The sequence below is a fragment of the Falsiphaeobacter marinintestinus genome (genome assembly GCF_007923355.1).
Lineage (GTDB): Bacteria > Pseudomonadota > Alphaproteobacteria > Rhodobacterales > Rhodobacteraceae > Phaeobacter_A > Phaeobacter_A marinintestinus.
On record NZ_VOGO01000001.1, the window covers coordinates 782,296 to 799,910 of the forward strand.

General features: G+C 59.5%; 20 protein-coding genes. 4 read left to right on the plus strand and 16 right to left on the minus strand.

The window, feature by feature from the left end:
• Positions 1 to 2: 2 nt before the first annotated feature.
• The 11 genes from pal to ruvC form a co-directional block, all read right to left on the minus strand.
• Positions 3 to 512 (minus strand): peptidoglycan-associated lipoprotein Pal, encoded by a 510-nt coding sequence (pal, locus tag FOY56_RS03865; protein WP_146344467.1) that lies wholly within the window; start codon positions 510 to 512, stop codon positions 3 to 5.
• An 81-nt stretch (positions 513 to 593) separates the two neighbouring features.
• Positions 594 to 1,925 (minus strand): Tol-Pal system beta propeller repeat protein TolB, encoded by a 1,332-nt coding sequence (gene tolB / locus FOY56_RS03870; protein ID WP_146344468.1) that lies wholly within the window; start codon positions 1,923 to 1,925, stop codon positions 594 to 596.
• Positions 1,922 to 3,142, minus strand: coding sequence for a cell envelope integrity protein TolA (gene tolA / locus FOY56_RS03875; protein WP_146344469.1), 1,221 nt, complete (start codon positions 3,140 to 3,142; stop codon positions 1,922 to 1,924). Before tolA ends, tolB begins: the two co-directional genes overlap by 4 nt.
• Before the next feature lie 6 nt (positions 3,143 to 3,148).
• Complete coding sequence (gene tolR / locus FOY56_RS03880; RefSeq protein WP_146344470.1) at positions 3,149 to 3,619, minus strand: protein TolR; 471 nt, start codon at positions 3,617 to 3,619, stop codon at positions 3,149 to 3,151.
• 3 nt (positions 3,620 to 3,622) lie between these two features.
• Positions 3,623 to 4,318 carry a protein TolQ gene (tolQ, locus tag FOY56_RS03885; protein WP_146344471.1) on the minus strand — a complete coding sequence of 232 codons (696 nt, stop codon included), beginning with the start codon at positions 4,316 to 4,318 and terminating at the stop codon, positions 3,623 to 3,625.
• 105 nt (positions 4,319 to 4,423) lie between these two features.
• Positions 4,424 to 4,810 (minus strand): tol-pal system-associated acyl-CoA thioesterase, encoded by a 387-nt coding sequence (gene ybgC / locus FOY56_RS03890; protein ID WP_146344472.1) that lies wholly within the window; start codon positions 4,808 to 4,810, stop codon positions 4,424 to 4,426.
• Positions 4,807 to 5,160: a nuclear transport factor 2 family protein gene (locus FOY56_RS03895; protein WP_246139399.1), complete on the minus strand. Its 354-nt coding sequence runs from the start codon at positions 5,158 to 5,160 to the stop codon at positions 4,807 to 4,809. Before FOY56_RS03895 ends, ybgC begins: the two co-directional genes overlap by 4 nt.
• On the minus strand, positions 5,157 to 5,795 hold the full coding sequence (locus FOY56_RS03900) for a hypothetical protein (RefSeq protein WP_146344473.1): 639 nt from the start codon (positions 5,793 to 5,795) through the stop codon (positions 5,157 to 5,159). The genes FOY56_RS03895 and FOY56_RS03900 overlap by 4 nt, the downstream gene beginning before the upstream one ends.
• A 60-nt stretch (positions 5,796 to 5,855) precedes the next feature.
• Positions 5,856 to 6,881, minus strand: coding sequence for a Holliday junction branch migration DNA helicase RuvB (gene ruvB / locus FOY56_RS03905; protein WP_146344474.1), 1,026 nt, complete (start codon positions 6,879 to 6,881; stop codon positions 5,856 to 5,858).
• A gap of 3 nt (positions 6,882 to 6,884) precedes the next feature.
• Positions 6,885 to 7,559 carry a Holliday junction branch migration protein RuvA gene (ruvA, locus tag FOY56_RS03910; protein ID WP_146344475.1) on the minus strand — a complete coding sequence of 225 codons (675 nt, stop codon included), beginning with the start codon at positions 7,557 to 7,559 and terminating at the stop codon, positions 6,885 to 6,887.
• On the minus strand, positions 7,556 to 8,053 hold the full coding sequence (gene ruvC, locus FOY56_RS03915) for a crossover junction endodeoxyribonuclease RuvC (RefSeq protein ID WP_146344476.1): 498 nt from the start codon (positions 8,051 to 8,053) through the stop codon (positions 7,556 to 7,558). Before ruvC ends, ruvA begins: the two co-directional genes overlap by 4 nt.
• A gap of 351 nt (positions 8,054 to 8,404) precedes the next feature.
• Here ruvC and FOY56_RS03920 point away from each other — a divergent pair, with 351 nt between their 5' ends.
• Positions 8,405 to 8,623 (plus strand): DUF1127 domain-containing protein, encoded by a 219-nt coding sequence (locus FOY56_RS03920; RefSeq protein WP_146344477.1) that lies wholly within the window; start codon positions 8,405 to 8,407, stop codon positions 8,621 to 8,623.
• Positions 8,624 to 8,761: 138 nt separating this feature from the next.
• On the opposite strand, the gene FOY56_RS03925 is transcribed toward FOY56_RS03920, so the two are convergent.
• The 4 genes from FOY56_RS03925 to FOY56_RS03940 form a co-directional block, all read right to left on the minus strand.
• A complete protein-coding gene (locus FOY56_RS03925; RefSeq protein WP_146344478.1) occupies positions 8,762 to 9,106 on the minus strand; it encodes a hypothetical protein in 345 nt (114 codons plus the stop codon).
• Positions 9,107 to 9,205: 99 nt separating this feature from the next.
• Complete coding sequence (locus tag FOY56_RS03930) at positions 9,206 to 10,084, minus strand: 50S ribosomal protein L11 methyltransferase (protein ID WP_146344479.1); 879 nt, start codon at positions 10,082 to 10,084, stop codon at positions 9,206 to 9,208.
• Positions 10,085 to 11,479: an MATE family efflux transporter gene (locus FOY56_RS03935; RefSeq protein WP_246139400.1), complete on the minus strand. Its 1,395-nt coding sequence runs from the start codon at positions 11,477 to 11,479 to the stop codon at positions 10,085 to 10,087.
• Positions 11,480 to 11,494: 15 nt separating this feature from the next.
• Positions 11,495 to 12,730: an MFS transporter gene (locus FOY56_RS03940; protein WP_146344480.1), complete on the minus strand. Its 1,236-nt coding sequence runs from the start codon at positions 12,728 to 12,730 to the stop codon at positions 11,495 to 11,497.
• Between the two features lie 126 nt (positions 12,731 to 12,856).
• On the opposite strand from FOY56_RS03940, the gene FOY56_RS03945 reads away from it, so the two are divergent.
• The gene (locus tag FOY56_RS03945; protein WP_146344481.1) at positions 12,857 to 13,918 is read left to right on the plus strand and encodes a YeeE/YedE family protein; all 1,062 of its coding nucleotides are present in this window, start codon (positions 12,857 to 12,859) and stop codon (positions 13,916 to 13,918) included.
• A gap of 77 nt (positions 13,919 to 13,995) precedes the next feature.
• Positions 13,996 to 14,427, plus strand: coding sequence for a hypothetical protein (locus FOY56_RS03950; RefSeq protein ID WP_146344482.1), 432 nt, complete (start codon positions 13,996 to 13,998; stop codon positions 14,425 to 14,427).
• 3 nt (positions 14,428 to 14,430) lie between these two features.
• Here the strand turns inward: FOY56_RS03950 and FOY56_RS03955 are convergent, their stop codons facing one another.
• Entirely contained in the window at positions 14,431 to 16,626 is a 2,196-nt protein-coding gene (locus FOY56_RS03955; RefSeq protein ID WP_146344483.1) for a primosomal protein N', read from the minus strand.
• A gap of 129 nt (positions 16,627 to 16,755) precedes the next feature.
• On the opposite strand from FOY56_RS03955, the gene fsa reads away from it, so the two are divergent.
• Positions 16,756 to 17,409 carry a fructose-6-phosphate aldolase gene (fsa, locus tag FOY56_RS03960; RefSeq protein ID WP_146344484.1) on the plus strand — a complete coding sequence of 218 codons (654 nt, stop codon included), beginning with the start codon at positions 16,756 to 16,758 and terminating at the stop codon, positions 17,407 to 17,409.
• Positions 17,410 to 17,615: the final 206 nt, after the last annotated feature.

Genomic DNA, 17,615 nt, shown 5'->3' on the forward strand with positions numbered 1-17,615 from the left:
GATTACCCCGTCAGATCCGACGATAATACAGTAACTGCCCGTCGGTTCTTGGCATAGCAGTTTTCTTCGCTGCAGATTTCAAGCGGGCGTTCCTTACCATAGCTGACCACTTTCAGCCGGTCACCCGCAACCCCTTGCGAAATCATATATTCGCGGGCCGCATTGGCCCGACGCGCACCCAACGCCAGGTTGTATTCGCGTGTTCCCTGTTCGTCGGCATGACCTTCGATCACTGCCGAATAGGCCGGGTTGCTGGCCAGCCATCCAGCCTGAGCGGCCAATATCGACCGGGCTTCGTCTGTGAGGCTGGCTTGGTCGACCAGAAACAGAACGCGATCTCCGATGGACTGCTGGAAATACGCCGGTGATGCCTGATCGGACAACAGACCGCTGGTTGAGCCATTGATCGGTGCGTTCAGATCAACCGAATTGGAATCGTCTATGCCATTGTTGGTGCAGGCGGTGATTGTCATCAGCGCCAGCGCGGCGCTCGCCTTGATAAAATTGTTCATGCCTTCAGCCCCTGATTTTACTTTATTATTACATCTCTAATACCACGCCAGACGCTCCGGGGGAACGAATGGCGCAACGTCTTATTTCTGCAATGGAGACCACGACGGATCAGAAGCCCCATCTGGTGTGCGCACCGGGCGCAGGTTGCGCCCGGTAATGTCGACCGAATACAATGCCGAGCGTCCGCTGGCCCCTTTGGTTTCGCGTGTGAACATGATGACGCGCCCATTCGGAGCCCAGGTCGGCCCCTCGTCCAGGAAAGACGCGGTCAGCAGACGCTCTTCGCTGCCATCCGTGCGCATCACGCCGATGTGGAAGCGACCCTTGCTTTGCTTTGTAAACGCGATCAGATCGCCGCGCGGTGACCAGACCGGCGTACCATAGCGGCCCTGCCCGAAACTGATCCGCGTCGCGGCGCCGCCATCCGCCGACATGATGTACAATTGCTGCGTACCCGATCGGTCACTTTCAAAAACGATTTGCTTTCCGTCCGGTGAATAGCTTGGCCCGGTTTCGATCGACGGTGAACTGCTCAGCCGTTTGGTTTTGCCGCTTGAGACATCCATTGAATAGATGTCGGTATTGCCTCCCTCGGCCAGCGAAAACACCACCGTTTTGCCATCCGGAGCGAAACGCGGTGCAAAGCTCATCGTACCGTCCTGGCTTTCCAGCACCCGGCGTTTCACCTGCCCCACATCCAGCACATAGATCCGCGGAAACCCGGTTTCGTAACTGGTGTACAATACCCGGTCACCCGTCGGCGAAAACCGAGGTGCCAGAACGATGGCTGAACTGTCGGTCAGATACTGAACATTGGCCCCGTCATAATCCATGATCGCCAGCCGTTTGCGACGTTCGTTCTTGGGCCCGCTTTCCGATACAAAGACCACTCGACTGTCAAAATATCCGCTCTCGCCCGTGATACGGCTGTAAACAGCATCAGCCACTTTATGCGCCATCCGGCGCCAGCCATCAGTCGTGCCTACGAATTGCAGACCATTGCCCAGTTCCTTGCCGGCAAACACATCCCAGACCCGGAACCGCACCGTCAGTTTGTTGCCCGACACCGTAACACCGCCGGTGATCAGCGCCTGAGCGTTGATCGCTTTCCAGTCCGCGAACTGAACCGGGGCCGCAAAGTCCTGAACTTGTCCAATATGGGCGCTGGCCGGAATTTCCCGGAACAAGCCGGTGCCTGACAGATCCGCCGCGATCACGCGGGTCAATTGCTGCGCGGTTTCCGCAGCCGCTGCTGAGTCGGGCACGAAATCGGGCGCTGCATACGGCAACGGTTCGATCACACCTTCGGTGATTTCAATCCTCAACGGGCCGTCCTGGGCATGGGCCGCGCCCACCAGGGTGCCCACGGCGGTTACAAGGGCCAGAAGCAGGTTCAACAAGGGATTCGTCATCTGATCCGCATCCTCTCAGGATTGAATGTCATTTCGATCTCACGCCAGTGATCGTATTTTTCCTTTGGCAGGTCATAGCCGCTCGCACCGCAGCGAATGATCGCGCGCCGCGCTGTCTCGAACGCCTGCCTTGCCGCATCCTGGGTACCGCCGTCGCTCGAAATCATACGGATCGAGCTGACCACCGGTTTGCCATCCTGTGACATCTCGACCCCGACAACAACTGTCGTGGCCATCGCCGCCGATGACAGAGACCCGACATTCCAACACTTCGACACAGATACGCGCAACGCATCGGTTTCGCCCGATGTGAGCGGTGGCCCCGACGGTGCTGCCGGAGCGGGTTCCGACCCGCCCCCCAACAAAGCCTCGGCCAAGGCCGCATTTACCGCAGCCGTCGTATCGGGTGCCTCGTCAGTGGTGGCTTCAGCGGCTTGCGACGCCTCTTCCGTTGTCGGCGCATCCGCTTCGTTGGCCGCTTCCGTTACCTCTTCGGTATTGGCCGCCGTTTCAGTCGCTTCAGCGACTGGTCGCGTCGGTCTTGTCGGTCGCACAGGCGGACGAACCGACTGAACCGGCGCAAGAGCGGCGGTTTCGTCGGCTTCGGTCACGGTCTGATCGTTGGCCTCTTCCGGCGCAGTCGCGTCTTGTTGTTCCTGTGGGGTCTCGGCCCCCGCATCGGGCACTGCGGCAGGTGTTGTTTCCACATCCGGTGCCGTGTCCGGTGGCGGCAGGGCAACCGGTTCTGGAGCCACACGTTCAACAGGGCGCGGTTTGGGACGCGGGCTTTGCGTGATCAGCACTGCCTCAGGAACCGGCTCGGGGTCTGGCTGAGGATCGGGCTGAACAGGGGTCTCGGCGACCTCTGCCGGTGGTTCAGGTACAGAAGGAACAGGATCGGGCACCGGATCCGGCAAGGGATCAGGATCAGGCACAGGGGCCGGAGCAGCTTCGGGTTGGACTGGTTCGGGCGTTGGTTCAGGAACGGACGGGGTCTCTGGTACCGGATCAGGCGCAGGTTGACCCAAAGCAGCCGAGTCATCTGACACGTCAGGTGTTTGTGACACACCGGTCAACGCAGCATATTCTTCGGTCGTGATAACAGTCACTTCCTGTACCTCGAACGGCAGGGGTTCAGACTGAAACGCCCCGCCCAGAAACGCCCAGGCCAGAAGCCCGACATGGGCCACCGCCGAGATTTTGGTTCCGGTCTGCAACCCGCGTCACCCCGGCTGGTCCAGCGTCGGCCCGCCGGTATCAGTCACCAGACCCACATTGGAAAATCCGCCCGCGTTCAGCGCGCCCATCACTTGCATGACCTCGGCATAAGGGATCGCGCCGTCCGCCCGCAAGAATACACGGTCTGTGTCGCGTTCGGCAGCGATGGCGCGCAATTTGGGCACCAGTTCCCCGCGCGCAACTTCGGTCGTCTGTATTTGCACAACGCCGTCGGCGGTGATCGTCACCGTCAGGGGTTCCTCCTGATCGGTGGGCAGCGAATTGGCTGCTGTCTTGGGCAGCTCAACCGGCACGCCGACCGTCAACAAGGGGGCGGCAACCATAAAGATAATCAGCAACACCAGCATCACGTCGACAAACGGCGTGACATTGATCTCGGCCATTGGGCGCGACCGCGACCGTCCCCGGCCCCGCCTGCGACCGCCGCCATCTGATTGCTGAACTCCGGCTCCCATCGGTCAGCTATCCAACTGGCGCGACAGGATCGTCGCAAATTCGTCAGCAAACGCTTCGTATCCCGCGATGATGCGGTCACTGTCGGCGCTGAGCTTGTTGTAAAAGATCACCGCCGGGATAGCGGCCAGCAGGCCCAGACCGGTTGCCAAAAGGGCTTCGGCGATCCCCGGTGCGACAACGGCAAGGTTCGTGTTTTGCTGCTCAGCGATTTCAACAAAGGCATTCATGATGCCCCAAACCGTCCCGAACAGCCCGATAAAGGGGGCCGTCGAGCCGACCGTTGCCAGAACCGGCAGACCCTTTTGCAGCCGCTCGGCCTCTTTGTTGATCGCGACATCCATTGACCGGTCAATCCGCGCCTGCGCGCCTGCAATCAGCCCACCGTCATCACGATGCGACCGGCGCCATTCGGTCATCCCTGCAGCAAACACCTTTTCAGAACTGCCGCTTGGCTTGGGACCAAGCTGTTCAAACAAACCATCCAGCGGTTCACCCGACCAGAACGACTCGTCAAAGAGCGCCGCTTCGCGCCGGGCTGTCCGATACATAATCAGTTTCTGGAAAATGATGGCCCAGGCCCAGAAGGATGCGAATATCAGCATCCCCATGACCAGTTTTACAATCAGGGTCGCACGCGCAAACAGCGCCCACAGCGAGAAATCAATCTCCTGCGCCAAAGCGAGAGTTTCTGCTTCCATATGCCTGCTCTTTAGTGTCGGAGCCGTATTTTTTCGGCCTTTTCTGACGAGAACGTTAACGCAGATACCAACCGAAAGCCAATAATACCCTCGTGAACACCTGATTTATTTCAATAATGCGCGAATCTCTGCCGGAAGGCGCACGGGTTTCCCGTCTGCGTTCATGCACACAGCTGTCACGACGGCGCGAAAAATCTCGGTTTCACCGCGCCTTACCAACTGGTTCATAGTCAGGCGCACACCTGTCAGGTTGCTCATCTCGGTTTCAACTGTCAGTTCGTCTTCGAACTTTGCCGTGTTGATGTAATCCGCTTCGATGCGTCGGACGACCCAGACAATTCCGGCGTCACGCATCGCATTCTGATCATTCCCCAGTTGACGCACCCAGTCAGACCGGGCCCGTTCAATATAACGCAGATAGTTCGCGTGATAAACGATGCCGCCCATGTCGGTATCTTCATAATAGACGCGGATCGGATACGTATGGGTCATGTCATGTCCCTTCTGTGACAGGCCGACGCTTCGATCACTTGGCCATTTTCCCCGAAGCGCAGCGTTTCTGCCGCCAGAATACCCCGGTGGTTCAAATAAGTGATGACAGTCATCCCATGCCCTTCAAAAACATCCACCACACGAAAGTGCAGGTCCGGCTGCCGCTCCAGCGCCTGCGCCCAGTACGCGCGTAGTGCAGCATGGCCGTGCAATTCTCCGGAGCCGACCAGTGCCTTCGCCTTTGCCGAGCGAAAGGTGACTGCAGGGTCATAGTGGGCCATGATCCGGTCCAGATCGTGGCTGTTCCATGCAGCCCCCCACGCAACCGCAAATTGTTCTGCGTCCGTCACTGAACGTTTCCCATCCGCGCGAACAACCTAAGCGCGGTCGAACTGTCCTGGGACATGCAGGGCAAAACCGGATCATACGCCGCCCGGATCAGGTCGGCGATATCAGGTCGCAAAATAGTAGCATTCCCCGCCACGGCCAGCGGAGATTGCTGGCGGAAGGCGGTATCCGACCACAGCAAAATCGTTTGCACGACCTGACTCAAAGCCAGAGTCTCGGCGGGAACGGCAGACAGGCTGTCGTCCATCCGCAAAAATACAAACGCCGCTTTGATTGCTCCGGCGTCGTCAAACCGGAAAACCCGGTATTGGTTGGCATCTGCGCCTTGCAGGCGTCCAACCAGATCAGTCAGATCCGGGATCAGTCTGTCAAGATCCGGCACATCCAGCAATTCCGCCCAGTCCCGAAAGAAAAACACCATGCAGTTGCTGCCCAGTTCCGGGTCGGTTTCGCCCAGTTCATGCCCGGCCAACCGCACAACCGCCTCGAACGCGCCCTTGACCACAGACAAGGTCTGGTCCTCGACGCCGAAAACGATAGGCGCAATAGGGCGGCCCCAGCGGGCAAAAACAAACTCGCCTGTGCTTCGCGTGAACAGGGCTTCGATGGCGTCTGATGTAAGTGTGGTATCTGTCATGCCGCTCTCATAACAGCGGTCCCGGCCACAGGCCAGTGGTTCACAAAACCTGCGCGCGGGTCAGCCGAACAGGTCTTCCTGCCCCGGCATCTTTGGCGCTGCAAGGCCCAGATGCAACCACGCCTTACGCGCCAGCATACGGCCCCGTGGGGTTCGTTGAATCAATCCTTGCTGCAGCAGATAAGGCTCGATCACTTCTTCCAGCGCATCGCGACTTTCGCTCAGCGCCGCCGACAAGGTTTCGATCCCGACCGGTCCACCTGCATAGTTCTCGGCGATCAGCTTCAGGTACCGCCGGTCAGCTCCGTCCAGCCCCAGATCATCGACCCCCAGCCGGTTCAGCGCATTGTTCGCCAGATCACGGGTCACCGTCCCGTCACCAATGACAACCGCGAAATCCACAACCCGGCGCAAAAGGCGTCCAGCGATACGCGGCGTTCCCCGCGCGCGCTTGGCAATTTCGCGTGCGCCATCAGTATCCGCAGGCGCCCCCAGAAGGCGGGCATTGCGGGTGACAATCTCGTGCAGTTCTTCAACCGTATAGAACTGCAGCCGCGTCGGAATACCGAACCGGTCCCGCAAAGGAGTCGTCAGCAACCCCATCCGCGTCGTCGCGCCCACCAAGGTAAAGGGCTGAAGCTCAATCCGTACCGTCCGCGCGGCTGGCCCCTCACCGATCACCAGATCCAGTTCAAAATCCTCCAATGCCGGATACAGCACTTCCTCCACTGCCGGGTTCAGCCGGTGGATCTCGTCGATGAACAATACATCCCGCGCTTCCAGGTTGGTCAGGATTGCCGCCAGATCACCGGCCTTGGCCAACACCGGCCCAGAGGTCATGCGGAAATTCACCCCCAACTCCCGCGCCATAATTTGCGCCAAAGTGGTTTTGCCCAAACCGGGGGGGCCGTGAAACAGCGTGTGATCCATCGCTTCGCCGCGCATCCGGGCAGATTCGATGAAAATCTTCAGGTTGGCGCGGGCCTCGGCCTGGCCGATAAACTCGTCCAGGACCTGAGGGCGCAAAGCACGATCATTGTCCTCGGGCATCGGATCAGGGCGCAGGGTCGGATCGGCATCGATCATGTCTTAATCTTTCGGGGCCAAAAGCTTCAAAGCCGCGCGGATCAGGGTCGAGGTATCCGCCTCCGGGTCGTGCCCTGCCGCCTCTGCCACAGCCCCGGCAGCCTCGCCCGGCGCGTACCCCAGATTGCTCAGCGCCGACAACGCATCAGCTTGCGCCGCGCCCGACGATGGCGCGGCCGCGCGTTGGCGCGGCGCCGCAGGGGCGGCCTCGATGGCCGGCTCTGCGGCCCCCTCGGGCTCGATCACCATCGCATCCGTCGCGCCCATGGCCATGACGGCAGGCGCCTTGTCTTTCAGGTCCAGCACAACCCGCTGCGCGGTCTTTTGACCGACACCTTTGGCCGCCTTGACCGCATTCCAGTCGCCCAACGCGATCGCCCGGCTGACGCCATCCGGTCCCAGCGTTCCCAGTATTGCCAACGACACTTTGGCCCCGATCCCCTGCACCGAACATAAAAGCCGATGCCACTCCTTTTCGATCAGCGACGGAAACCCGTACAGCTGCATCAAATCCTCGCGGACCACCAGATCGGTGTACAGCGACATCGCCTCGCCGACACGCGGCAGGCCCGCCAGCGTCCGGTCCGAACAATAAACAATATATCCCACACCGCGCACATCGATCAGGATGTGATCAGTGGCACGGTATTCAAGCCGCCCGGACAGTTTCCCAATCATGTGCCCACCTCGCGCACTTTATATGGTGTCGCGGCACCATAAAACGCGTGACAGATCGCAATCGCCAAAGCGTCCGCCGCGTCTGGCCCCGCCGGATCGCATCCCGGCAACTGCAGCTTTACCATATGCAGGATCTGTCCCTTGTCCGCATGTCCCACGCCAACCACGGTCTTCTTGACCCGGTTCGGGGCGTATTCGCCAATCCTCAGACCGGCCTTTGCCGCTGTCAGCAAGGCCACCCCTCGCGCCTGACCCAACTTAAGCGTCCCGGCCCCGTCCTTGTTGACAAACGTCTGTTCGATTGCCGCTTCGTCCGGAGCGTACCGGTGCAACACGTCAGTCAACTGCTCGTGCAGCGACAACAGTCGCGCCGCCAAATCATCGCCCGAAGACTTGCAATGACCGTTCGCGATGTGGCTCATCCGGTTGCCGGTTGAGTCGATCACGCCCCATCCAAGGGTGCGAAGCCCCGGATCGATGCCTAAAATTCGCATTGTGCTGCCCGGCCCCGCCGAAATTGTTGCTTTTTTGATGCACTAGCACGAAACGCGAACACCGTCCATGTAAATTGCCCAATGCCAGGGCAAGGCCCAAAACCGACAACCATTTGTTCCATTGCCGACATCGCGGTTCGAAAACGACCCGCCAGTGTCGCGTCTGCTCCATGTTGAACACACGGAAATCGCCCCTTTTTGCAACACTATTTCAAACGACCCGACCCATGCACAAACTGCATAGGGACCATGCAGTTTGGACCCGTTGTGCGCAAAAAATACGCGCACTATGTGCCACTCAGCGAACAAGACAACGCGTAGAACTGAAACCTAAATCTAAAGGATACGGACATGGCTGCTTTTGACACCACCCGCACCACCTATGAATCGCACGGCCTGTTCGGTCGTATTGGCACCGTTTACTCCAACCTCGTCAGCACACTGGCCAGCTGGAACGATGCCCGCGTTACCCGCAAAGCTTTGTCGACCCTGTCGGATCGCGAACTGGACGACATCGGTCTGTCCCGTGGCGACATCGATCTGGTGATCGAGCGTAAAAGCGTCTTCTGAAAGACCATTCTGACGCCAAAGGCGCAGATCTAAAAACGCCGCAGAGGGGTCCCTCGTGCGGCGTTTTTCATGTCTGCAATCAGCGCATCACCTATTCTCGCCGGGCAACGCAGGACTCATGTGACGGGAAAGAATGAATCAGGGCAAATATGGTTTGATCTTTTCTGCTATGCCCAGCGCAACCGGATCCATCCCCATCAGCCAGGCGCCGGCCTGTTCAACGGCTGTTCCGCTCTGCAACCGTGTCAGCCGGTCTTCATACGTCCCGAAACCGACACTGGCGATCATCAGCCCCTTGAAGGCGATGAACGCGGCAACAAACAGCAAGATCGGCATCAGCGCGATGCGCCGTCTGGGACGGCGTGGCTTTGTCTCGATCAACCCGTCAGAACGCAACTTTACAAGATAGCCGCGTGCGATCGCATCATGCTTGCGCGACAACTGTCGGACGCGATGATCAAATTGTAGTTGCTCCCGTATCATGGCAGCCTCCGTATCCCGGCCCCCACCAAGAATTGTGTCAAAATCAGCTTGAAATGTGGCGAGATTGTGGCGCCGCGACCTCGGAACGTTAAATTAAGACTAAAATTGGGCGTTTCGGGCCAGCACCAAGGTTGTCCATTCACCAATCTCGTTACTTTGTACAAGATTGACCCCGGATCGTGCATAAACTTCGACAACCTCTGCGGCCTGCTCGTTCAAAATCCCGGACAGAATGGCGATTCCCCCGTCTTTCAGATGCGCAGCAACATCGGGAGCCAGCGCAATCAGCGGCCCTTTCAAAATGTTGGCAAAGATCAGATCGAAAGGCGCATTGGCCTTCAGATCTGGATGGTCAAACCCGGCGGCCTCGACACAGGCGACAGCTCCACCCATTCCGTTGGCCTTCAGGTTGGCCTCGGCCACGTCTACCGCCACCTGGTCAATGTCGCTGGCAATCATCGTGCCATCCCAGACCCGCGCGGCGGCCATCGCCAGCACGGCTGTGCCACAGCCGATATCCGCGACCTTGCTTGCCGTGAACCCGTCTTCGATCAAATGATCCAGCGCCTTCAGGCACCCCAGCGTCGTCCCGTGATGCCCGGTGCCAAACGCCATCGCGGCCTCGATCAGCAGCGGGATCTTACCGTCCGGGATCTTGTCGGCATCGTGGCTGCCATAGACAAAGAATCGTCCGGCCTCGACCGGCGCCAGTTCCCGCCGCACATGCGCGACCCAATCGGTTTCGGGCACTTCGGATACAACAAAGGGGTTGGCACCAAAGGCTGCCGCCAAAAGCGCCAAAGCGGCCTCGTCCGGGGCTTCGGTAAAGTAACTGCCGACTTCCCACAGCCCGGATCCGTCTTCCATTTCGAACACGCCAATCCCGGTCGGTTCTGGCACCAAACGCTCCATCGCGTCGCCTAGGGCTTCGGCGGGGGCTTTGCCGGTCAATGTGGTCAGGGCAGTGAATGTAGGCATTTAACGTCTCCGAAATCGGTCCGCATGGGCGTAGGAGCGTGGCGGCTCAAGGTCAAGCGGCGGCAAGGCCTGTCGTGCAAGCGACAGTACGAACCGCCAGCCCCACAACGCGGCCCCCACACCAACAATGATGGCAGCAACCGCTTGCGCATAGATGACGCCCTCGGCCTGATATATCCCTGCCAACCACAGCGCGATGGGCAGGGTCAGCACCCCGTCGCGCAACCAGTTAGTCAGGGTCGAGCGGGTCGGTTTGCCCAATGCATTGAAGGCGGCATTGGACACAAACAACCCGGCGGCAAACATGAACCCCCCGGCCCCAACATGTGTAAACGCCAGAACCACGCCAACCCCTGTTGGCCCCAACCCAAAGGACTGCGCGACCGAAGGCCCGACGGCTGCAAGGATTGTCCAGGTCACCACAGTATACAGCAGACCAAAGATCAGGGCATCGCGATAAGTCGTGCGCAGGCGATCATATTCCCGTGCGCCAAAGTTCTGGCCAAAGATCCCGCCAATGGCCCCGGCCAATGAAAAGATCCCGCCAAAGGCCACAACGGTCAAACGCCCCACCACGGCCCATCCGGCCATCGCATCATCGCCAAATTGCGACATCACCGTAGTCAGCAGATAGTTGCCCACCGGCGTGGCCAGCTGGGTCAGAATGGCAGGAACCGCGATGATCAGGTACGGACGCAGCGTTTCAGCAATATCGGCCAAACGCGGCACCGCAAGAATGTCATGGGTGCCAATCGCAAAGCGCAACGCCATACCCAGCATGATGAACCGCGACAGCACCAGCCCCAGCGCGGCTCCATCCAGCCCCATGGCCAGCCCATAGATCAGGAATGGATCAACAATCATGGTGATGCCGCCCGACGTGAGTGTGACAAACATCGACCGTTTGCCATCGCCAAGCGCGCGCAAGGATCCGTTTGCGATCATCGACACGGCCATGATCGGCAGCGACGGCACTGACATCATCAGGTAACGGGCCGCCAGATCAGCTGTTTCGCCCTCTGCGCCCGCAACGCGCAAAATATCATGCCTGAACCAGACGATCAGGGTCGCAACAATGGCCTGAACGACCGCCGCAATGATTGCCGCACTTGTCGCCTGTCGCCGCGCCTTTTCGCGATCCCCTTCGCCGATGCTGCGCGCGATCAATGCAGTCGAAGCAATCATCAACCCGATTCCAACCGAGACTGACAAGAACTGCACCGCGAATGAAAACCCGATCGACGCCATCAGGCGCGGATCGCCCAGAAGCGAGATCCAGAACAGGTTGGCCGCGTCAACGATGAATACAAAGGTAATCCCGACCGCGCCGGTCATGGTCATGCGGATTACATGACCCATGGTCGATCCGGTCAGGAAACGCCCCTTTTCAGCCATCCCGGACCATCGCGGTCATTCTGCCGGTGCCGGCGACGCAAAGCGGCGCAACACAGTTTCATTCCCCGGCTCAGGATGGCGCGGGATCAACAACGCCAACACAAGCGAGATTCCGGCCATTGCCGACGCCAATGCGAACACGGCGCCCGGCGAGACCAGCCAAAGGTATCCCAGCCCGGCCGGCAGAAACACGGCGGCGATGTGGTTGATCGTAAATGCAACGGCAGCGGTCGGGGCAATATCCTTCGGATCAGCTATCTTCTGAAAATAAGTCTTCAGCGCCAATGCCAGTGCAAAGAACAGATGATCGATGATGTACAGCGTTGCCGCCAGCACCACGCCCCACCCGAAATAATAGATCCCGCCATAGGCAAGGAACACGATCATCAGCCCGACATACTCGAACACCAGAGCATTACGCTCCCCAAATCTTCCCACAGCGCGCCCGACAAAAGGCGCGAACACCATATTGGCCACAAGCGTAATCAGATACAGTGATGCGATCTCATGCACATCATAGCCAAACCGTTCGACCATCATGAAGGCGGCAAAGACGACAAAGATCTGACGCCGGGCGCCCGACATGAACTGCAGTGCATAATACAGCCAGTAGCGGCGACGCAGGATCATCTTCTTGACCTGCACATGTTCGCCTTCGAACTGCGGATAGGCGAAATAGGCGAACACCGCCAAAACCACCGTCGCGCCGCCAGCCACCATATAGACGACATTATAGGTCAGACCGAATTGATTCCACAGCAGCACAATCAGCCCGTAGGCCAACAATGTGGCCGCCGACCCTGCCGCCAGAAGATACCCCAACACACGCGGAGCCCTGTCCTTGGGCAGCCATTGCAGTTGCAACGACTGGTTCACCGTTTCGTAATAATGAAACCCGATCGAACTGAGCATCGTGATCGTCAGGATTCCGCCCAGCGACGGAAACCACGCTGTCACCGCCGTGGCCACACCCAGCAAAACAAGGGACACCAACCCCAAAACCTGTTCGCGCATAAACATGATGATCGCGATCACGCCAACGGCAAAGAACCCCGGAATCTCACGCACAGTGTGCAGCCAGCCGATGTCGCTGCCGTCGAAATCGGCGACCTCGATGACGAAATTGTTCAAAAGCACTGACCAGGTCGCAAACGCGATCGGCATGGCCACAGCCATCAGGAACAACAAGGCTGTCGGACGGCGCCAAAGCGGCAGCGTACGTGCCTCGGACAGGGGGATAATGCGGGCCATACGCCGGTCATACGCTTGTTAAACGTTGTTGGCGAGGGCAAACAGCGGCCCGCACACCTGATCTGCATCAATGCAGACCGACGCCGCGAATCATATATCGCGATGCGTGAATGGATGGAGAGCGCTATGGATCTGGTTGGCATTGTCGAACGCATAGGAGAGTCTCCGACAGCAGCTTTGTTCGGTCTGATCACCGGCATCGTGTTCGGAATAGCCGCTCAACGGTCACGGTTTTGCCTGCGCGCCGCTACGGTCGAATTCGCGCGCGGCCAGATGGGCGACAAGGTCTCGGTCTGGTTGTTGACCTTTTCAACCGCGCTGGTCTGGGTGCAGGGCGCACAGCTTCTTGGGCTGATGGAAAGCGCGGATGCGCGCATGATGGCCGTTCCCGGCAGTTGGTCCGGCGCCGTGGTCGGCGGGTTGATGTTCGGGGCTGGCATGGTTCTGGCGCGCGGGTGTTCCGGGCGGCTTTTGGTGCTGGCCGCCACTGGCAACCTGCGGTCTGTCGTGTCCGGCCTGATCTTTGCCGTTGTGGCACAGATGAGCCTGTCTGGCATCCTGTCGCCCATGCGCGATGGCATCGCCTCCATGTGGATCACCGAAGGCGGGCGCAATATGGATCTGCTCGCCACGGTCGGCCTTCCTCAATACGCAGGTTTGATCCTTGGCCTGTCGATCGCGGTTCTTGCCCTGATCCTGTCAAAGCGAAATCAGATCGGCGCGTCACGACTGATCTTTGCCTCGGGCGTCGGGTTCGCAGTCGCGTTGGGCTGGGTCCTAACCTATTCCCTGTCGATGGTCGCTTTCGACCCGGTCCAGATCGAAAGCGCCACCTTCACCGGCCCGTCGGCGCATACATTGATGTTCTTTCTTGATCGAAACGCCATTCTTGAATTCGACGTGGGTCTTGTCCCCGGCGTGTTCATCGGTGCCATGATCGCCGCCAGCCTTGCCGGCGAGATGAAATTCCAAGCCTTCGACGGCCCGGTCACCATGCGCAAAGCCATGATTGGCGCCGCCCTGATGGGCTTTGGTGGCATGCTGGCCGGGGGGTGCGCCATCGGCGCGGGCGTAACTGGGGGATCGATCTTTGTCGGCACAGCATGGGCCGCGCTGTTCTTCATGTGGATCGGCGCCATGGTCACCGATTTCCTCGTCGATCAGCCCGGAGAAGCTGTGACAGCCTGACCACCTTGTCAGTCGTCACGCGCGCACTAGATAAATTAGCAGAAAAGTCGTGACCTTTCGTGCCGGTGGAGACCCGAATGACAAATGTAAAATCAATCGCCGCAGTGTGCCTGTCGCTTGCAGTATTCGTTCCCTCTGCAGCCCTGTCATGGCGCGCATGGAACCGGCACGAAGTTCTGCCTGTGTCAAACGGTGTTTACGAAGTGGTCAGTGAAGTCGGATATGGCACAGGGGCAACCGACTATTGGTGCGGTATCGGCGACTATGCCCAGCGCCAACTAAGGGCCGGGGCAACCCAGCGGATTTACATCTGGAAAGCCGTTGGCCCGTCCGTGAACAGGCCAGGCCGCAAAGCCGTCCAGTTCTCTCTCAGTGCACCGTCCGGCGCAAACACCTCACCCGGATACTCGGTCAGCGTAAAGCGCGTCGGAGATAACATGACGGTGTCCATGGCGCAAAACTATTGCCAGGATCAAAGAGTGGACAACCTGCGCTTTCAGAACGGTTGATCGTCAGTAAAAGCTCTGCGGGTCGATATCCACGGTCACCCGCAAATCGCCTTTCAGCCGCAGCGGCGCAATCCACTTTGCGACTGCGGCCTGAATCGGTGCCGCCTTTTCTGCTTTGATCAACAGGCGAACCCGATGGCGGCCGCGAATTCGGGCGATGGGCGCCGGTGCGGGGCCAAAAACCTGCGCACCGATCTGGCGCAACGGCCCATCATTGCGCGCCATCGCGTTGGCCAAATCAAACACCGCGCCCACATCGGGACCGGAGATCACGATCCCGGCCATGCGCCCAAAAGGTGGCACACCTGCAGCCTGCCTTTCAGCCGCTTCGGCCTTCCAGAACCCTTCTTCATCGCCAGACAGGATGGCGCGGATTACCGGATGGTCGGGCTGAAATGTCTGAAGCAGGGCCGTACCCGGCTTGTCGGCCCGCCCTGCCCGGCCCGCAACCTGGCGCATCAATTGGAAGGTCCGCTCGGCCGCGCGCAAATCGGATCCTTGCAGGCCCAGATCCGCATCGATCACCCCAACCAAAGTCAGCAAGGGAAAGTTATGTCCCTTTGCGACCAGTTGTGTGCCGATGATGATATCGGCTTCGCCATTTGCAATCTCAACGATCCGGGCCTTCAGCGCGCGTGCACTGCCATACAGATCCGAACTGAGCGCGGCGATACGCGCGTCGGGAAACAACGCTGTGGCCTCTTCCGCCATACGCTCGATCCCCGGCCCAACCGGGGCCAACTTGCCCTCGACACCACAAGACGGGCAGGCCTCGGGCATCGGTTTGGTTTCGCCGCACTGGTGGCACATCAACCTTTTAAGAAACCGATGCTCGACCATGCGCGCGTCGCAGTGATCACAGCCAATCTGTTGCCCGCAGGCCCGGCACAGCGTTACGGGCGCATACCCGCGTCGATTGATGAACAAAAGCGCTTGTTCGCCCTTGTCCATCCGGTCCTGAATGGCCCGCCTGAGCGTCGGTGAAATCCACGTCCCCGGCTGCAATTGTTCGGACCGCATGTCGATGGTTTTCATCTCTGGCAAGACAGCCGCGCCGAACCGGGCGGTCAGATCCAGCCGCTCATACTTCCCGGCTTCGGCATTGGCCCAGCTTTCCAGCGACGGTGTCGCACTGGCCAAAATCACCCGAGCCCCGCAGATTGAGGCGCGTAAAACTGCCATGTCGCGCGCGTTATAGGTAACACCATCCTCTTGCTTGTAAGAGGTGTCATGTTCTTCATCGACAATGATCAAGCCCAGATCGCGGTACGGCAGGAACAGGGCCGACCGCGCGCCAACCACCAGTTGCGTCCCCCCCTGTCCGACCATCCGCCAGATCCGTCGACGTTCGGTCATGGTCGCACCCGAATGCCACTCGGCCGGACGGGCGCCGAAACGGGCTTCGACACGGGTCAGAAATTCCGCTGTCAGCGCGATCTCGGGCAACAGCACGAGGGCCTGACGCCCCATGCGCAGGCATTCGGCCACCGCTTCAAGATACACCTCGGTTTTTCCGGACCCGGTCACGCCTTTCAGCAGCGTGGTGCCGTATTGCCCGCTGCGCAGATCGGCGCGCAGCCGGTCAGCGGCTTTCATTTGCTCATCGGTCAAGTCTTTGCCGGGACGATCCGGGTCCAAATACGGAAACGGCAGATCGCGGGGGCTGTCTTCCTCGCGGACCGCGCCCAGCTTGACCAGTCCCTTGACCACAGAAGACGACGCACCCGCCGTGTCGGCAAGCTCTTTCAGGGTGAAGGACAGCCCGCCGAATTCTTCCAGAACACCCAGTACACGCCGCCGCGCATCTGTCATCTTGCTGGGCTCTTCTTCGCCCATGCGATACACTTTTCGCATGGATTGCGGATCGCCCAGACCCGGCGCGCGGGTCGCAAGCCGCAAGATTGCAGGCATAGGTGTCAGGGTATAATCGGCGACGCGGGTCAGGAAGGTCTGCATCTCGGCGCGCATCGGCGCAACGTCCAGCACGCGCGACACAGACCGGATTTTCGAGCGGTCAAAATCGCCTCGGCCCGCCCCCCAGACCACGCCCAGTACCTTGCGCGGTCCCAGTGGCACCTCAACAAAAGCACCCAGAAAACAGCCGCCTTCAGGGGCACGATAATCCAGTGTCCGGTCAAGCGGCTGTGTGGTCAGAACTGCGACCAGATCGCCTTCGTCGAAATATCCGATCTCGGACACCAGAATTGCTCCCGCATAGAAATGTGCCTGTTTGCGCTAACGATTTGCCCTTTTTCGGGGCTTCCCGCACAGGTTCCTATGAGGTAAAGCGAACGGGACGCAAGGCCAACCCACCAAAGGACTGCCGCCATGAAATTCTTCGTAGACACCGCCGAGATCGATGCAATCGCCGAACTAAACGACCTTGGCATGGTTGACGGCGTAACCACCAACCCGTCATTGATCATGAAATCGGGCCGGGATATCCTGGAAGTCACCAAAGAGATCTGCGATCTCGTTGATGGTCCGGTTTCGGCCGAGGTTGTCGCCACCGAAGCCGACGCCATGATCGCCGAAGGCCGCAAACTGGCCGAGATTGCAGAGAACATCGCGGTGAAAGTGCCGCTGACATGGGACGGCCTGAAAACCTGCAAGGTGCTGTCCGGCGAAGGCCGTATGGTAAATGTCACCCTGTGCTTCTCGGCCAACCAAGCATTGATCGCCGCCAAAGCTGGCGCGACCTTCATCTCGCCCTTTATCGGTCGGTTGGACGACATCAATATCGACGGCATGGATCTGATAGAAGACATCCGCGTGATTTATGACAACTACGGTTTTGACACGCAGATCCTCGCAGCCTCGATCCGCACGGTGAACCACGTCACCGAATGCGCCCGTCTTGGTGCCGATGTGATGACCGCCCCTCCGGGCGTCATCAAATCTCTGGCGTCGCACCCCCTGACTGACAAAGGCCTGGCCGCCTTCCTGTCCGACTGGGCCAAGACTGGTCAGAAAATCCTGTAACGCAAAGGGGCTCCCGCGCCCCGATCCGCCCAGGCTTTGCCAGACCGGACCAGGGGCTTGAGCCCGGCAGCGCGCCGAACGGCGCGCTGCGGTCGGCGCTCGATAAAGATGTTTCTCGTTTGCCGCGCCCTTATCAACTATGTACATCCGCCCTGCACGCACCGCGTGCAGGGCCCGGCCCAACAGGCGTAGCCCGATCTCTGATC

Coding starts and splice junctions, on each gene's coding strand:
- pal (WP_146344467.1), bottom strand. CDS start 512: ATGAACAATTTTATCAAGGCGAGCGCCGCGCTGGCGCTGATGACAATC.
- tolB (WP_146344468.1), bottom strand. CDS start 1,925: ATGACGAATCCCTTGTTGAACCTGCTTCTGGCCCTTGTAACCGCCGTG.
- tolR (WP_146344470.1), bottom strand. CDS start 3,619: ATGGGAGCCGGAGTTCAGCAATCAGATGGCGGCGGTCGCAGGCGGGGC.
- tolQ (WP_146344471.1), bottom strand. CDS start 4,318: ATGGAAGCAGAAACTCTCGCTTTGGCGCAGGAGATTGATTTCTCGCTG.
- ybgC (WP_146344472.1), bottom strand. CDS start 4,810: ATGACCCATACGTATCCGATCCGCGTCTATTATGAAGATACCGACATG.
- FOY56_RS03900 (WP_146344473.1), bottom strand. CDS start 5,795: ATGACAGATACCACACTTACATCAGACGCCATCGAAGCCCTGTTCACG.
- ruvB (WP_146344474.1), bottom strand. CDS start 6,881: ATGATCGATGCCGATCCGACCCTGCGCCCTGATCCGATGCCCGAGGAC.
- ruvA (WP_146344475.1), bottom strand. CDS start 7,559: ATGATTGGGAAACTGTCCGGGCGGCTTGAATACCGTGCCACTGATCAC.
- ruvC (WP_146344476.1), bottom strand. CDS start 8,053: ATGCGAATTTTAGGCATCGATCCGGGGCTTCGCACCCTTGGATGGGGC.
- FOY56_RS03920 (WP_146344477.1), top strand. CDS start 8,405: ATGGCTGCTTTTGACACCACCCGCACCACCTATGAATCGCACGGCCTG.
- FOY56_RS03925 (WP_146344478.1), bottom strand. CDS start 9,106: ATGATACGGGAGCAACTACAATTTGATCATCGCGTCCGACAGTTGTCG.
- FOY56_RS03930 (WP_146344479.1), bottom strand. CDS start 10,084: ATGCCTACATTCACTGCCCTGACCACATTGACCGGCAAAGCCCCCGCC.
- FOY56_RS03935 (WP_246139400.1), bottom strand. CDS start 11,479: ATGGCTGAAAAGGGGCGTTTCCTGACCGGATCGACCATGGGTCATGTA.
- FOY56_RS03940 (WP_146344480.1), bottom strand. CDS start 12,730: ATGGCCCGCATTATCCCCCTGTCCGAGGCACGTACGCTGCCGCTTTGG.
- FOY56_RS03945 (WP_146344481.1), top strand. CDS start 12,857: ATGGATCTGGTTGGCATTGTCGAACGCATAGGAGAGTCTCCGACAGCA.
- FOY56_RS03950 (WP_146344482.1), top strand. CDS start 13,996: ATGACAAATGTAAAATCAATCGCCGCAGTGTGCCTGTCGCTTGCAGTA.
- fsa (WP_146344484.1), top strand. CDS start 16,756: ATGAAATTCTTCGTAGACACCGCCGAGATCGATGCAATCGCCGAACTA.